Origin of the sequence: Enterobacter sp. MGH119 (assembly GCF_001037675.1) — a bacterium.
Lineage (GTDB): Bacteria > Pseudomonadota > Gammaproteobacteria > Enterobacterales > Enterobacteriaceae > Enterobacter > Enterobacter hormaechei_C.
This window is the reverse complement of the sequence record NZ_KQ089930.1, coordinates 643,004-659,129: the sequence shown is the minus strand read 5'-3', so window position 1 is coordinate 659,129 and position 16,126 is coordinate 643,004. Positions and strand designations below refer to the sequence as shown.

Sequence of the window (16,126 nt, the reverse complement as noted above, 5' to 3'; positions counted from 1 at the left end):
AGCGATGAAAATTGTAATTAATGACGTGCTGAATTATGGTCGCCGCAACGGAGTTACAGATACTTAAGTTAACCATAATAAGGAGTTTAGGATGAAAGTCGCAGTCCTCGGCGCTGCTGGTGGTATCGGCCAGGCGCTTGCCCTACTACTGAAAACCCAACTGCCTTCAGGCTCAGAACTCTCCCTGTACGATATTGCTCCGGTAACCCCAGGTGTGGCGGTTGACCTGAGCCACATCCCGACAGCTGTGAAAATCAAAGGCTTCTCCGGTGAAGATGCGCGCCCTGCGTTGCAGGGTGCCGACGTGGTGCTGATCTCCGCGGGTGTTGCACGTAAACCGGGTATGGATCGTTCAGACCTGTTCAACGTCAACGCGGGCATCGTGAAAAACCTGGTTCAGCAGATCGCTGAAACCTGCCCGAAAGCGTGCATCGGTATCATCACCAACCCGGTGAACACCACCGTTGCCATCGCAGCAGAAGTACTGAAGAAAGCAGGCGTTTACGACAAGAACAAACTGTTCGGCGTAACTACGCTGGATATCATCCGCTCCAACACCTTCGTGGCTGAGCTGAAAGGCAAGCAGCCAACGGAAGTGGAAGTGCCGGTTATCGGCGGTCACTCTGGCGTGACCATCCTGCCTCTGCTGTCGCAGATCCCGGGCGTGAGCTTCACCGAGCAGGAAGTGGCTGACCTGACTAAACGCATTCAGAACGCAGGCACCGAAGTGGTGGAAGCGAAGGCGGGTGGCGGTTCTGCAACCCTGTCTATGGGTCAGGCGGCGGCACGTTTCGGCCTGTCTCTGGTTCGCGCGTTGCAGGGCGAAAAAGGCGTTGTTGAATGCGCCTATGTTGAAGGCGACGGTGAACACGCGCGCTTCTTCTCTCAGCCGCTGCTGCTGGGTAAAAACGGTGTTGAAGAGCGTAAGTCTATCGGCACGCTGAGCGCGTTTGAGCAAAACGCGATGGAAGGCATGCTGGATACGCTGAAGAAAGACATCACGCTGGGCGAAGAGTTCGTTAACAAGTGATCTTGTCCCGGTAAAAAAAACGGAGCGCTAAGCTCCGTTTTTTTATGCCCGTCAGTTAGTGGCCGGGTATTCCTGGATGGTGACCTGGATCGTCAGCTTCTTGTCATTACGCATGACTTCAACAGGGATGATGGAGCCCGGGCGAATCTCAGCCACCTGGTCCATGGTTTCCAGCGCAGAGACCGCTGGCGTACCGTTGACGGAAAGGATAACGTCGTTCACCTGGATACCTGCATTGGCCGCCGGGCCGCCAGGCGCCACTTCGTTGACCACAATCCCCTGGATCTGATCGATACCACCGCCCTGCGTATGCATCGGTGCGATTTCACGCCCACCAATACCGATGTAGCCACGGATCACGCGGCCATCGCGGATCAGCTTGTCCATGATCTTGGTCGCCAGCTGGAATGGAATGGCAAAGCCAATCCCTTCCGGTGTTTCGCCGTCGTTGCTCTTGTCGAAGGAGAGGGTGTTAATGCCCATCAGTTCGCCCAGAGAGTTCACCAGCGCACCGCCGGAGTTACCGTGATTGATAGAGGCATCGGTTTGCAGGAAGTTCTGCCGCCCTGACGGGTTCAGGCCGATTCGACCGGTCGCGCTGATGATCCCCTGAGTGATGGTCTGACCCAGGTTGTACGGGTTACCGATCGCCAGTACCACATCGCCGATATGCGGCGTTCGTTTGCGATTAATCGGGATAGTCGGCAGACCGCCGGTGGCGTTGATCTTCAGCACCGCCAGATCGGTCAGGCTGTCCGACCCCACCAGCAGGGCTTCAAACACGCGGCCATCCTGCAAGGCGACGATAATCTGGTCGGCATCGTTAATGACGTGTTTATTGGTGATGATGTAGCCCCGGTCATCCATGATCACACCGGAACCGAGCGTGCGGATCTCCAGCTGGTTATGAGCAGAACTGTTAAGCCCGCGGTTATAGACGTTAACCACGGCGGGGGCGGCACGGCGTACCGCCTGATTGTACGTCGCAGGCGTTTCATCCGTGCTGTCGAACTGAGGAGCCGACAGTTTGTTGAACTGGCGTAAAGATGGCATAGCCACCAGCAGCAGACCGGCAACGATCAAACCAATGACAATTGAACGAAAGAGCTTTAAAAGCATGATGCGTGTGTCGTTAAAAAAGGAACGGTTTGCAGCATAACATGAGTTATCCGGACATCACACGCAGCGGCGATGCCCGGAGTCGCAAATGGTTAACGCAGTAAAATGTAGAGGGTATCGTTGCCACGGATAATTTGCAGGGCAATGACCGCCGGTTTACTCTCCAGCACCTTACGCATTTCGGCAATAGACTGCACGCGAGTACGGTTCACGCCCACGATCACGTCGTCCTGATGCAAACCTGCCTGCGCGGCCGGGCTGCTCTTCTCAACGGTAGTGACAGAAATGCCTTTCGTGCCGTTTTTAAGCTGACCATCGCTCAGCGTAGCGCCCTGTAGAGCCGGGGAGATCTGTTCTGCGCTGGCGGAAGAGGAGGTGCTCTTGTCCAGCGTCACTTCCACGGTCAGCGGTTTGCCCTCGCGGATCAGGCCCAGCTTCACTTTAGCGCCAGGCTCCGTGGTGGCAATACGCGAACGTAATTCAGCGAAGCTGCTCAGCGGTTTATCGTTCAGGCTGACAATAACGTCACCGGATTTCACGCCCGCTTTCGCAGAGCCTGAGTTGGGCAACACTTCGCTGACAAACGCCCCGCGCTGGACGTTGAGCTTAAAGGCTTTGGCGATATCGGCGCTCATCTCCATGCCTTTGATGCCCAGCAGACCGCGCTTAACCTCGCCAAACTGAATCAGCTGTTGAGACAGAGTTTTCGCCATGTTGCTCGGAATGGCAAAACCAATCCCGATGCTGCCGCCGCCTGGCGCGAGGATAGCGGTGTTGATGCCGATCAGCTCACCGTTCAGATTAAGCAGCGCACCGCCGGAGTTGCCCCGGTTGATGGAGGCATCGGTCTGGATGAAATTTTCCAGCCCTTCGAGATTCAGGCCGCTGCGCCCCAGGGCGGAGACAATTCCGGAGGTGGCGGTCTGGCCTAAGCCGAACGGGTTACCGACCGCGACAGCAAAATCACCGACGCGCAGCTTATCGGAATCAGCAATGGCGATCTGGGTCAGGTTGCTGGGGTTTTGTACCTGTAGCAGGGCGATATCACTCTGATCGTCACCGCCGATCAGTTTGGCGTCAAACTCCCGGCCATCGTTCAGCTGAACGCTGATTTTATCGGCCTGGCTGATCACGTGGTTATTGGTCAGGATATAGCCCTTAGCCGCGTCGATAATTACCCCTGAGCCCAGACCTTCAAACGGCTGAGCCTGCTGATCCGGCGCGTCTTCGCCAAAATATTTCTTCAGCTCTTCGGGAATACGCTGGCTTTGGCGTGCCGTCCCTTCCACCTGAACGCTGACTACCGCAGGCAGGACTTTTTCAAGCATCGGCGCAAGGCTGGGAATGGCTTCTTGTCCAGGCACCTGCGAAGGCAGTGCCGCACTGACGGGGAAGGACGCCGAGAGAGATAACCCGACACTTAACGCTAAGGCGCTCAACAGCTGGTTTTTTTTCTTCATCGATGCTGACTCTCGTATCCTGGAATGAAAAAGAACGGCCCCAAAAACATCTTGATGTTATTGAATTTTCAACCGCTGAACAATGAGGTGTTTGACTAAATAATAGCTGGGGACGGGAAGAAAGGACGGGCGCATAAGGTGCGCCCGTAAAATTTATTCAGGTTGTGCGATTAATCGCGTTTTACGCCACCGCGCAGCAGGCCGGACGCGCCGTCTGAATAGTCGCGTGGCATCTGAACCGGTGCCTGATCGTTACCGGCTTCAGAATCAGCCAGACGATTGCGGAAGGGGTTGGTCTCCGCGGTCATTTCCGGCAGCAGGCTGCTGGAGCTTTTCACCATGTGCTGGTAGAGCTGGCGATAATCTGTCGCCATGTTGTCCAGCAGCTCAGCGCTACGGGCAAAGTGGCTGACCAGCTCTTCGCGATATTCTTCCAGTTCGGCTTTGTTCTTTTCCAGTTCGTATTGCAGTGACTGCTGCTGACGCAATTTGCGGTTACCGAAACGCATGGCCACAGCACCAATGATGATGCCGACGACTAAACCGATTAGCGCATATTCCCAGGTCATGAACTTCTCCCGTTGTCTTGTTGTTCCGTAGGGTGTTGGCTCGGCTCCTGCCTGTGCCTGATTATGCCACTATAACCGCTATTTCCGCAGAAGTGGAATCCTGACGTATCATCGCGTAGTGTAGAACGGCCTTTTTTTCATCAGCCACGCGCGCTGGTGAGGTTTAACTAAAGGAATAACAACAACATCATGCAAAACCTGTCCCCTTCATCGCGTTACCAACTGGCCCTGAGCGAGGGCACACACCAGCCGGATGATGTCCAGCGTGAAGCGGTTAACCGCCTGGACACGATTTATCAGGAAATTCTGGCGAAACCCGCCGATGCGGTGCAGAGCAGTGGGCTGAAGGCGGCATTCGGCCGTTTACTGGGCAAAAAAGAGCCCACGGTAAACGCACCGGTTCGTGGATTATATATGTGGGGTGGCGTTGGGCGGGGTAAGACCTGGCTGATGGACATGTTCTACCAGAGCCTGCCCGGCACGCGTAAGCAGCGTCTGCACTTTCACCGTTTTATGCTGCGGGTCCATGAAGAGCTGACGGCGCTCCAGGGCGAAACCGACCCGCTGGAGATTGTGGCCGATCGCTTCAAGGCGGAAACGGACGTGCTCTGCTTCGACGAGTTCTTTGTTTCCGATATTACGGATGCCATGCTGCTGGGGGGCCTCATGAAAGCGCTGTTTGCGCGTGGGATCACCCTGGTGGCGACCTCAAATATCCCGCCGGATGAGCTTTATCGCAATGGTCTTCAGCGGGCGCGTTTCCTGCCAGCCATAGATGCCATTAAACAGCACTGCGACATCATGAATGTCGATGCCGGCGTCGATTATCGTCTGCGCACATTAACGCAGGCGCACCTGTGGCTTTCACCGCTGAACGCCGACACAGCCAGCGAGATGGATAAACTGTGGCTGGCGCTGGCAGGGGCGCCGCGGGATAAGGCGCCAGCGCTGGAGATTAATCATCGCCCGTTGTCGACGCTTGGCGTAGAGAACCAGACGCTGGCCGTCTCGTTTGCAACGCTCTGCGTGGACGCCCGCAGCCAGCATGACTACATTGCGCTTTCACGTCTGTTCCATACCGTTATGTTGTGGGATGTACCCGTTATGACCCCACTCATGGAGAGCGAAGCGCGCCGCTTCATCGCGCTGGTAGATGAGTTTTACGAGCGCCACGTTAAGCTGGTGGTCAGCGCCGAGGTGCCTTTATATGAGATCTATCAGGGCGAGCGCCTGAAGTTTGAGTTCCAGCGCTGCCTGTCGCGCCTGCAAGAGATGCAGAGCGAAGAGTACCTCAAGCGTGAGCATATGCCGTAATAAATGCGCCCCTCTCCCCGTGGGAGAGGGGCTGGGGGTGAGGGCACCAGACCGCACAGTACGCAACCCCGAAAAACCCATTCCAAATCACATTTAAGGGTCGATCTTTGACCTCAACTTCTCTATAATCTTGCGACCCCACGTTACGAGAAGGTTTTTTTCCCGAAACTTTCTATGTGTCGGCATGTGCTATTCGAAGGGGTAGGTTTGCCGGACTTTGTCGTGTGAACCTCAACTGACTAAACGTTTGGGTGTTCACCAACGTGTAACTTATTATTTGGGTAAGCTTTTAATGAAAACTTTTACAGCTAAACCAGAAACCGTACAGCGCGACTGGTATGTTGTTGACGCGACCGGTAAAACTCTGGGCCGTCTGGCTACTGAACTGGCTCGTCGCCTGCGCGGTAAGCATAAAGCGGAATACACTCCGCACGTTGATACCGGTGATTACATCATCGTTCTGAACGCTGACAAAGTTGCTGTTACCGGCAACAAGCGTACTGACAAAATGTACTACCACCACACCGGCCACATCGGTGGTATCAAAGAAGCGACCTTTGAAGAGATGATTGCCCGCCGTCCTGAGCGTGTGATTGAAATCGCGGTTAAAGGCATGCTGCCAAAAGGCCCGCTGGGTCGTGCTATGTTCCGTAAACTGAAAGTTTACGCAGGCAACGAGCACAACCACGCGGCACAGCAACCGCAAGTTCTTGACATCTAATCGGGATTATAGGCAATGGCTGAAAATCAATACTACGGCACTGGTCGCCGCAAAAGTTCCGCAGCTCGCGTTTTCATCAAACCGGGCAGTGGTAAAATCGTAATCAACCAGCGTTCTCTGGAACAATACTTCGGTCGCGAAACTGCCCGCATGGTAGTTCGCCAGCCGCTGGAACTGGTTGATATGGTAGAAAAACTGGATCTGTACATCACCGTTAAAGGTGGTGGTATCTCCGGTCAGGCAGGTGCGATCCGTCACGGTATCACCCGCGCTCTGATGGAGTACGACGAATCCCTGCGTTCTGAACTGCGTAAAGCTGGCTTCGTTACTCGTGACGCGCGTCAGGTTGAACGTAAGAAAGTGGGTCTGCGTAAAGCACGTCGTCGTCCACAGTTCTCAAAACGTTAATCCATTCTGCTTACGCAGAACGATTGGCGAAAAACCCGCTTCGGCGGGTTTTTTTATGGATAATACGCAGGTTATCCACAGTAACATTTCATATATCTTCTCTTTTTCCACATTTCCGGAATCCCCTCACCACAAAGCCATCAAAATCTGGTAAACTATCATCCAATTTTCTGCCCAAATATCGGTGAATACTCGATTTTTGTTCGATTCTTGAACAATATGTCTTCTCTGGGATGGGCGATACATCATCTGGCTGGCCCCGTTGGGCTGGTAGCAGTAAAAATTCTGAATATACCTGGAGGTTTTCATGGCTGTCGCTGCCAACAAACGTTCGGTAATGACGCTGTTTTCTGGTCCTACTGACATTTATAGCCATCAGGTTCGTATCGTGCTGGCCGAGAAGGGTGTCAGTTTTGAGATCGAGCATGTGGAAAAGGATAACCCGCCTCAGGATCTGATCGATCTCAACCCGAGCCAAAGCGTACCGACGCTGGTGGATCGCGAGCTGACCCTGTGGGAATCCCGTATCATTATGGAATACCTAGATGAGCGTTTCCCGCATCCGCCGCTGATGCCTGTTTATCCTGTTGCGCGTGGTGAAAGCCGCCTGTACATGCAGCGTATCGAGAAAGACTGGTACTCGCTGATGAACGTTATTGTCAACGGTTCCTCTTCTGAAGCGGATGCTGCACGTAAACAGCTGCGTGAAGAGCTGCTGGCGATTGCGCCGGTATTTGGTCAAAAGCCTTTCTTCTTGAGCGACGAGTTCAGCCTGGTAGATTGCTACCTGGCTCCGCTGCTGTGGCGTCTGCCAACCCTGGGCGTAGAGTTCAGCGGTCCTGGCGCGAAAGAGCTGAAAGGCTACATGACTCGCGTCTTTGAACGCGACTCTTTCCTGGCATCCTTAACTGAACCGGAACGTGAAATGCGTCTCGGCCGAGGCTAATGACTGTGGAAATGTCACAACTTTCACCACGCCGTCCGTATCTGCTGCGCGCCTTCTATGAATGGCTGCTGGATAACCAGCTCACGCCGCACCTGGTTGTGGATGTGACGTTGCCGGGCGTGCTGGTTCCAATGGAATACGCGCGCGACGGACAGATTGTACTGAATATTGCGCCACGCGCAGTGGGTAACCTGGAGCTGGCGAACGACGAAGTGCGCTTTAATGCGCGCTTCGGCGGCGTGCCGCGTCAGGTTTCCGTGCCGCTGGCAGCTGTGCTGGCTATCTACGCCCGTGAAAACGGTGCGGGCACAATGTTTGAGCCGGAAGCAGCTTATGATGAAGAGGTTGCGAGCCTGAACGATGAAGAGGGCGGCGTTGGGACCGAGAGCGAAACGGTGATGTCTGTGATTGATGGTGATAAGCCCGATCGCGAAGATGATAACGATCCTGATGACGATCCGCCGCCGCGCGGAGGACGTCCGGCATTACGCGTTGTAAAATAACGCTAACTCAATTTTAATCTTAACGGTCAGGTTTATGCCTGGCCGTTTTTTTTTGGAGAAAATTATATATTTTTTAAATTGATCGAAAAATAAGAATATGAGACTGCATTTTTGGTTTTTTTTTATCTCGAGAAGAATGGTTACAATAATAAACGCAATGAATAATTTAAGCGGGTAGCCTTGCGTAATACCCGATTTAATAATTCATGATTATTATATCAGAGAAACTAAAAGTATAAATTAAATTTGCTAAATTGCATATATTTATAAAAATAATATTATAAAGTTCCCCAGTGACAGCTCATATTGCAAAAATAGTTTTGTACCTGATGGAAACCTATTTTTAATTATCATATGTTAAGGATTAACGAATGAAAAAAGTTCTTATTGCCACCGCACTGTCTCTTTGCGTCGCTTCCGCATTTGCTGCTGATACCGCAGTATTGCAGGTAAAAGGTAAGCTGACAAATGCTGCCTGTACTCCAGAATTAAGTAAAGGTGGTGTAGTAGATTACGGTACTATTCACCTTGGTTCATTGTCTGCCAGCGCAGTAAACCAGTTAGGTCAGAATAATATCGATCTAACCATCACTTGTTCTGCTGCGACGAAAGTTTCGTGGACTATGGTTGACGATCGTGCAGAGACGAATGCGGGTTTAACCGTTAATAACGCAATGTTTACCGGTGCAAGCCTATCCAATTCTAGTCAGACCTACGGTGTAGGTAAAACAACGGGCGGCGTGAACATCGGCAGCTATGCAATGTTTGTTAAGGTTGATAGCGTAACCGCTGACGGGGCGACAGTTGATCCTATTTACACTCAGAATGGTGATACCTCCAAGTGGACCACGAGCACGAATGGTTCTAGTCAGGCTCAAAACATCCGTGAGTTTACTGTTGCAAAATCTGGCGAAAAAGTTCCATTGGCATTCCTGAGTGCAACATTCCCGCTGGTGACATCACTGGCTATTCAGGATACTACCACGCTGGCCATTACCGACGATACCACACTTGATGGTCAGCTGACTATCAGCCTGAAATATTTATAATATTTTAAAAGTTATAATATTTTAAAATCGGTATATTAATTAAAAAGGGAATAAACATATCTTGTTTATTCCTTTCTAACTACACGTGAACATGGAATGTTGTGTTGTGGATTAAAGGAGTGATAATTATGTCTTGTTTAAAGAAAACCTTACTGAAGTCCGTTATTGCTGCCGCTCTGTTTTCAGCTCAATTCTCGACGTATGCAGCAGGAATGGTTCCTGAAACCAGTTTACTGGTAATTGATGAGGCAACGCACAGCGGTACGATCAACGTCAAAAATACGGACAGCTTTCCGGCTCTGTTATATACCAATGTCCTTGATTTACCGGACGATCAGGGTTTAAAACTGATTTCCACCCAACCAGTGGTACGTCTGGAGCCTGGCCAGACCCAGCAGCTTCGTTTTATTTTACAAAATAAAGAACCGCTGGAGGCTGAGCACTATAAACGTGTGACGTTCGAGGGTATTCCGCCGAAAAGCGATAACAAGAACATTAAGATCGGATTTAATCTTCGTCAGGATTTGCCTGTGCTTATCCGTCCGGCGAAACTGGCGGTTGTTACCGATGCATGGAAGTACCTGGAATGGAACGCAACGGGTACAACGCTTACGGTGAAAAACCCCAGCAAATACGTTGTGCGTTTGGCACAAAACGTTATGACTCAGCCATCTGGCACCGCAGGCACGCTGCCTAAAACGTATATTTTACCAGGCCAAAGTATGACCGCAACGCTGAAGAAAACGGTGAGCGGCGATAATAAAGTGAAATTTTTCCCGGCCAGTCGCTACGGTGTGGAAGTACCGAGCTTTGTTTCAGAATTAAATAAATAACACTCAATAGGGATATGACGGTGTGTAAAAAAAGCCGCCTTGCACTTTGTGTCCGCGCTATTCTTTGTGGCACATTACCTCTGGTAGTCCTCGCGACACCCTCTTTGTATGCGAGGGAAGTGACGTTTGATACGGGCATTATTCAGTCACGTGGATTAAGCCCCGATTTAAACCATTACTTTGCACAAGCGCCACGATTCTTACCCGGCACACACTCTGTACAGGTTAAAGTGAATGGGAAAGATCGCGGTACGGCCGCTGCACGTTTTAATGAAGACGGCGAGCTCTGTATTGATAAAGATTTTCTGGATTTTGCCGGGATTATGCCTGTCCCGCTCAAGGCTGGCGAAGCGTGCCATGATATCCGCAGCGATTATGCGCAGGCGGTTGTCAACGCATTACCAAACCAGGACGCGGTAGAGCTTTATTTACCCCAGGAGGCAATTAACAGTTTAACCTCCAATATTAAACACTTTCAGCAAGGTGGCACGGCGGGGTTACTGAACTACTCATTATTCAGTACCCGTAACGAATATGGCGACAGCGATAACAGCCGCTATTCGCAGGCTAGCCTGGAGGCTGGCTTTAATACGATGGACTGGTCTGTGCGCAGCCGTTATATCCTGACGGATGATGATGGCGATAAAAATGCGGAAAGCATTTACACCTACGCGGAGCATGTATTTGTTCCCCAGCGCCTGACCATGCAGGTGGGTGAAATTAACGCCATGTCCGGTGTATTAAGCGGCGTGCCGATTACGGGGGTGCAGCTCATGCCCACCAACGGCCTGGAAAGGGACGGGACTGGCGTAAGCGTATCGGGTATCGCCCGTTCCTCGCAGGCGCGCGTTGAGGTGCGCCAGAGTGGTCGTCTCGTCTACAGTACGTTAGTGCCGGCGGGTCCGTTTACCCTGGACGATGTGCCAGTTGTCAGAAATAACGTCGATCTCGACGTGACTGTCGTGGAATCAGATGGCTCTTCAAGCCACTTCATTGTGCCTGCTTCCGCAGTCAGAACCCGCAAGCTGGGGCGTCCGCAGGGATTGACCATGTCTGTGGGCCAGGTACGGAGTATTGACAGCGATTATAGCGATCCGCTGGTCGCGAACGTCTCTGACGGCTGGCGTATCACACCATGGATGAACGTACTGGCATCCGGCGCAGTGGCAGAAAAGTATCAGGCTGCGGGCGGCAGCGCGGAGTTTATGCTCTCTGATATATGGGGCATCACGACTACCGCTGCGGCAAGTAAAGAGCAGTTTGGCGACAGTAATAGCGGGCTCAAAACCGAGCTGCAAAGCGATTTAACGCTGGGTGAACACGTGAGCCTTTCCGCCAGCGCAACGCATTTTAGCAGCGGTTACCGCGAGCTTGCCGATGCGCTGGATGATGAATTTCAGCCTAATGATAATACTTACAGCGGCAACGTAAGTTTTGCGACAGGAATTGCGGGTACGTTTAGCGCAGGGTTTAACTACAACCAGAGCGCAAACTACGAGGACAGCCGCTACCTGCTGCTGTCGTGGGGTAAAACCTTTAAATATGCCAGCATCACCGTGAACTGGCAGAGCGCCGTCGGAAATACTGATGACGAGCAGGATGACGATATGCTCTACGTCAACCTGAGCATTCCACTCGGCGGCTCGCAAAGCCTGAGCAGCTATATGCGCAAGCAGGGTGACAGAACCACCTATGGTGTCGCGAACAGCGGCGCCATTGGCGATAACACCAATTATTATATCTCTGCGGATCGTGATAACGATGACAATGAGAATAGCTTTAACGGCAATATCAACACTAACCTGCACTATACCCAGTTGAGCGTTGGTGGGGGCAGCAGCGGTAGTAACCAGCGCAACTATAGCGCAACGCTGACGGGCGGTATCGCAATGCATAAAGATGGCGTGACCTTCTCGCCGTACGCTATTAAAGATACGTTCGCCATCGCTAAGCTGAACGAGCCGAAGAGTGGCGTAGAGATTTCAACGCCGCAGGGCACCATCTGGACCGACCATTGGGGACAGGCTGTGGTACCGGGGCTGAATGAGTGGCGTAACTCCCGTATTGAAATTGATGCCAATAAACTTCCGCCAAGCATGACGCTGGCGAACGGCATTAAATACGTTGCGGCAGGGCATGCTTCCGTCAGTGAAGTCAGCTTTAAAATTCTGAATAGCCGTCGCGTGATGCTGCGGGTGAAGAGAGCGGATGGTACACCACTGGCGAAGGGGTTATCCATTGTTGATGAGAAGGGCAATTATATCGTCACCAGCGTGGATGACGGCCATGTGTTTATCAATGATGCCGATCAGCTGAAAGGGCTGTATGCCATGGATGACAATAACAATCGGCTTTGTCAGATTCACTATACCTTAAGTGATAAAAAAGATGACGAAGCGTTCTATGAGGAAGTAAACGGAGTATGCCAATGAAGACTCAGCGCGTAATCAAAGTAGCGACGTTTCTGGCGTTTTGTTTACCCGGTTTGACGCTTGCCGAAGATTGTCAGATCACGCTTTCTCAGCCCATTGTAGATTATAAACAGCTCAAGCGTGACGATATTGTTACGTCTCAGCAAAGCTGGCATAAATTGCCGGAACGGGAAGTTACCGTGAATGTGTTTTGTCCAGACAAACAGAAGCTGGCAGTGCTTTTACAGGGTAATGCTGGAGAGAAAGGTCGCTTCCGTTTTGGTCAGAATGGCGGTGTCGCAGTTAAAATTGATGATATGAATGTTGATGGCAAAAGCTATACCGTGGGTAAAACGGTTGATCAGCTTAACTTTACGCCGGAAAGCGGGTCGCCTTCGCCATTCTATTTAAGAAATAATGAAGCCGTCGTCGCGGTTGAAAATAACCAGGCCGTTACGGGCCAGCAGATGACATTTACAGCTACGATATTCCCTGTGCTTAATGAAAGTGCATTCAGTAATAATGCCGATCAAACAACGCTGGAAAGCGATTTAAGCTGGAAAATATTGCAAAATAATCCATAGGCAATGTGGTGATGATATCGTAATAACGTTATCTTTAAGCGTTGCAGGATTGTTTTATCACGAATGGTACGCCATTCAATTAGTAAGTGCGGAATATACAACCCATTCTTTACATGAATAAAAGATTGGGTTGGGTTTCCGTGAATCAATAATGTTAAGGATTAACAAATGAAAAAAGTTCTTCTCGCTACCGCGTTGTCTCTTTGTGTCGCTTCCGCATTTGCTGCTGATACCGCAGTATTGCAGGTAAAAGGTAAGCTGACAAATGCCGCTTGTACTCCTCAGTTAAGTAACGGCGGTGTCGTAGATTATGGCACTATCCATTTGGGTGAGCTCTCTGCAACAGCTGTTAACCAGTTAGGTGACAAAGATATTAACCTGACGATTACATGCGGTGCGCCTACTCAGGTTGGTTGGGTTGTGAATGACGATCGCGAGTCAAGTAAGGCTGGTATTAATGTCGATTTCAACGGCACAATGCAAAACATTTCTTACTATCAGTATGGCGTAGGTAAAACCACAGGTGGTGTGAATATTGGTAACTATATGCTTTTCATCAAAAATAAGAAAGTCACCATTGATGGGCAAGAGGGCGACGAAATTTTTTCAAACGTCGACTGGAATGGCTCTAAATGGGAATCAGGCGGTGCGGTTCGCAGCGACGGTATCTCCATTATCAGTGCCGCAACCACAGGCACAACGACCCCTGTTGCATTTACCACTGCGGTTTTCCCACTGGTTACCTCTCTGGCTATTCAGGGGACCGATACGCTGGCGATTACTGACGATACATCTTTAGATGGTCAGGCAACAATTACCCTGAAATACCTTTAAGTTATTTGGGTATTAATATCCCGCTCTGTCGTTGTGTAAGGCTATATTAGCATTTACGCTTACAGCGGATTATTTAGGTTTGAATATGTAGAGGGAGTAACTTCCCTCTTTGTTTAGAAAATTCTGTTTTTAATAGCGAGAGTAGCCCACTTTATTAAAAGCAGAAAGAACATTTACATTAACGTTAAGAATTAACAAATGAAAAAAGTTGTATTGGCTTCTATGCTTGTCATGTTTGTATCTTCTGCCTTTGCCGCAGACACCGCCGTACTGAAAGTCACAGGCGTTCTGACAAATAGCAGTTGCATCCCTGAAATCAGCGGCGGTGGCGTGGTAGATTACGGTACGATCCACCTGTCAGCCCTGAACACCACTGCTATTAACCAGCTGGGCCAGAAAGATTTCTCTCTTTCTATTACCTGCCCTGCGCTGACCAAAGCGGGCTTTAGCGTTTCTGACGACCGTACTGGTACTGCGCCAAACATTATGGTTAAAGATGGTGCGGGTAACGGTAACGATATTATTCAGCCGCTCAATATGTTTGGTCTGAATAAGACCGCAGGAAACGTTAACATCGGTAACTACACCATTTTCGTGAAAAACGACACGATTACTGCTGATGGTGCCACTGTTGGGGCGATCTACAGCGCAGACAACGGCACCAGCTGGTCTGATAACGGCACACTGATGGTTAATGACGGTAGCCAGATTGTATCCGTTGCTACAGTTGGCAGCACCGCGCCAGTTGCGTTTAAAAACCTGGTCATTCCGATGGCGGTTTCTGCTGCGATTCAGGATACCAATACGCTGGCTATTACTGATGATACCAACATGGATGGTCAGGCAACGTTTACCATCAAGTATCTGTAATATTCAGAAACTGGCAGAATATAAAAATAATGCCCGGCATTGCCGGGCATTATTATTTACACTTCGAGGAAGTTCATGATCCCATCAGCCGCTTTACGGCCTTCGGCAATCGCCGTGACCACCAGGTCAGAGCCACGAACGATGTCGCCACCGGCGAAGATTTTCGGGTTGCTGGTCTGGAACGCGTTGTCGCTGCCTTCTGGCGCAATGATGCGGCCCTGAGAGTCCAGCTCTACGCTGTGCTTCGCCAGCCACTCCATGCTGTGAGGACGGAAACCAAACGCCATCACCACGGCATCAGCCGGGATCACGTGTTCAGAACCGGCCACGATCTCCGCGCGACGACGGCCTTTCGCATCTGGCGCACCCATCTCCGTGCGCGCCATCTTCACGCCGCTCACTTTACCGTTGGCATTCACTTCAATACCCAGAGGCTGGATGTTGAACTGGAACTCGACGCCCTCTTCACGCGCGTTTTTCACTTCGCGTTTAGAACCCGGCATGTTCTCTTCGTCACGACGGTAGGCACAGATGACATGCGCCGCATTCTGACGAATGGAGGTACGCACGCAGTCCATCGCGGTATCACCGCCGCCCAGCACCACCACGCGTTTGCCTTCCATGCTGACGAACGGCTCATCGGCGGTCTCGCCGTAGCCCATTAGCTGTTTGGTATTCGCAATCAGGAACGGCAGCGCGTCGTACACGCCTGGCGCATCTTCGTTCTCCAGACCACCGCGCATGGACTGATAGGTTCCCACGCCCAGGAACACGGCGTCGTAATCCTTCAGCAGGTCGTCGAGCTGTACGTCGCGGCCCACTTCGGTGTTGAGTTTGAACTCAATGCCCATGCCGGTGAAGATTTCGCGGCGGCGGGTCATGACCTCTTTCTCCAGCTTGAAGGCCGGGATACCGAAGGTCAGCAGGCCGCCAATCTCCGGGTGGCGATCAAAGACCACCGCCTTCACGCCGTTACGGGTCAGCACGTCCGCACAGGCCAGGCCTGCCGGGCCCGCGCCGATAATCGCTACGCGCTTGTCGGTTTGACGCACACCGGTCATATCCGGGCGCCAGCCCATCTCGAACGCTTTATCGTTGATATAGCGTTCGATGTTGCCGATGGTTACCGCGCCAAACTCGTCGTTCAGCGTACAGGAGCCTTCACACAGACGATCCTGAGGGCACACGCGGCCGCACACTTCCGGCAGGGTGTTGGTCTGATGAGACAGCTCGGCGGCTTCAAAAATACGCCCTTCGTTGGCCAGCTTCAGCCAGTTCGGGATGTAGTTATGGACCGGACACTTCCATTCGCAGTAAGGGTTACCGCAGGACAGGCAGCGGTCTGCCTGTGCTTTGGCCTGGCCTTCTGAAAACGGCTCATAGATTTCAACAAATTCAATTTTACGGATCTTCAGCGGTTTCTTTGGCGGATCAACACGCTGAAGGTCGATAAACTGGTAAACGTTCTGGCTCAT

16 protein-coding genes are annotated in these 16,126 nt (G+C 51.5%); 12 read left to right on the top strand and 4 right to left on the bottom strand.

Annotation, left to right across the window (positions count from 1 at the left end):
- Window positions 1-91: 91 nt before the first annotated feature.
- Window positions 92-1,030 carry a malate dehydrogenase gene (mdh, locus tag SK53_RS14530; protein ID WP_003860429.1) on the top strand — a complete coding sequence of 313 codons (939 nt, stop codon included), beginning with the start codon at window positions 92-94 and terminating at the stop codon, window positions 1,028-1,030.
- A gap of 51 nt (window positions 1,031-1,081) precedes the next feature.
- Here the strand turns inward: mdh and degS are convergent, their stop codons facing one another.
- From degS to zapG, 3 genes are all read right to left on the bottom strand, one after another.
- Complete coding sequence (degS, locus tag SK53_RS14525) at window positions 1,082-2,149, bottom strand: outer membrane-stress sensor serine endopeptidase DegS (RefSeq protein ID WP_003860430.1); 1,068 nt, start codon at window positions 2,147-2,149, stop codon at window positions 1,082-1,084.
- A 92-nt stretch (window positions 2,150-2,241) separates the two neighbouring features.
- The gene (gene degQ / locus SK53_RS14520; protein WP_003860431.1) at window positions 2,242-3,609 is read right to left on the bottom strand and encodes a serine endoprotease DegQ; all 1,368 of its coding nucleotides are present in this window, start codon (window positions 3,607-3,609) and stop codon (window positions 2,242-2,244) included.
- Between the two features lie 170 nt (window positions 3,610-3,779).
- Window positions 3,780-4,178: a Z-ring associated protein ZapG gene (gene zapG / locus SK53_RS14515; protein ID WP_048209684.1), complete on the bottom strand. Its 399-nt coding sequence runs from the start codon at window positions 4,176-4,178 to the stop codon at window positions 3,780-3,782.
- 189 nt (window positions 4,179-4,367) lie between these two features.
- Here zapG and zapE point away from each other — a divergent pair, with 189 nt between their 5' ends.
- The 11 genes from zapE to SK53_RS14455 all read left to right on the top strand — a co-directional run bounded on the left by zapE (window position 4,368) and on the right by SK53_RS14455 (window position 14,651).
- Window positions 4,368-5,492 (top strand): cell division protein ZapE, encoded by a 1,125-nt coding sequence (gene zapE / locus SK53_RS14510; protein WP_022651925.1) that lies wholly within the window; start codon window positions 4,368-4,370, stop codon window positions 5,490-5,492.
- Window positions 5,493-5,784: 292 nt separating this feature from the next.
- On the top strand, window positions 5,785-6,213 hold the full coding sequence (gene rplM, locus SK53_RS14505; RefSeq protein ID WP_003860434.1) for a 50S ribosomal protein L13: 429 nt from the start codon (window positions 5,785-5,787) through the stop codon (window positions 6,211-6,213).
- Window positions 6,214-6,228: 15 nt separating this feature from the next.
- Window positions 6,229-6,621, top strand: a complete 393-nt coding sequence (gene rpsI / locus SK53_RS14500) for a 30S ribosomal protein S9 (protein ID WP_003860436.1) — start codon at window positions 6,229-6,231, stop codon at window positions 6,619-6,621.
- A gap of 307 nt (window positions 6,622-6,928) precedes the next feature.
- Entirely contained in the window at window positions 6,929-7,567 is a 639-nt protein-coding gene (gene sspA / locus SK53_RS14490) for a stringent starvation protein SspA (RefSeq protein ID WP_003860438.1), read from the top strand.
- Between the two features lie 5 nt (window positions 7,568-7,572).
- Entirely contained in the window at window positions 7,573-8,070 is a 498-nt protein-coding gene (gene sspB / locus SK53_RS14485; protein ID WP_003860440.1) for a ClpXP protease specificity-enhancing factor, read from the top strand.
- Window positions 8,071-8,441: 371 nt separating this feature from the next.
- Window positions 8,442-9,119, top strand: a complete 678-nt coding sequence (locus SK53_RS14480) for a DUF1120 domain-containing protein (protein ID WP_023323800.1) — start codon at window positions 8,442-8,444, stop codon at window positions 9,117-9,119.
- A 128-nt stretch (window positions 9,120-9,247) separates the two neighbouring features.
- A complete protein-coding gene (locus SK53_RS14475; RefSeq protein ID WP_023323799.1) occupies window positions 9,248-9,952 on the top strand; it encodes a fimbria/pilus chaperone family protein in 705 nt (234 codons plus the stop codon).
- 14 nt (window positions 9,953-9,966) lie between these two features.
- The gene (locus SK53_RS14470; protein WP_048209681.1) at window positions 9,967-12,384 is read left to right on the top strand and encodes a fimbrial biogenesis outer membrane usher protein; all 2,418 of its coding nucleotides are present in this window, start codon (window positions 9,967-9,969) and stop codon (window positions 12,382-12,384) included.
- On the top strand, window positions 12,381-12,947 hold the full coding sequence (locus SK53_RS14465) for a DUF1120 domain-containing protein (protein ID WP_023323797.1): 567 nt from the start codon (window positions 12,381-12,383) through the stop codon (window positions 12,945-12,947). Before SK53_RS14470 ends, SK53_RS14465 begins: the two co-directional genes overlap by 4 nt.
- 168 nt (window positions 12,948-13,115) lie before the next feature.
- Complete coding sequence (locus SK53_RS14460) at window positions 13,116-13,781, top strand: DUF1120 domain-containing protein (RefSeq protein WP_023323796.1); 666 nt, start codon at window positions 13,116-13,118, stop codon at window positions 13,779-13,781.
- Window positions 13,782-13,979: 198 nt separating this feature from the next.
- A complete protein-coding gene (locus tag SK53_RS14455) occupies window positions 13,980-14,651 on the top strand; it encodes a DUF1120 domain-containing protein (RefSeq protein WP_032627961.1) in 672 nt (223 codons plus the stop codon).
- 56 nt (window positions 14,652-14,707) lie between these two features.
- On the opposite strand, the gene gltD is transcribed toward SK53_RS14455, so the two are convergent.
- A complete protein-coding gene (gene gltD, locus SK53_RS14450) occupies window positions 14,708-16,126 on the bottom strand; it encodes a glutamate synthase subunit GltD (protein ID WP_017382721.1) in 1,419 nt (472 codons plus the stop codon).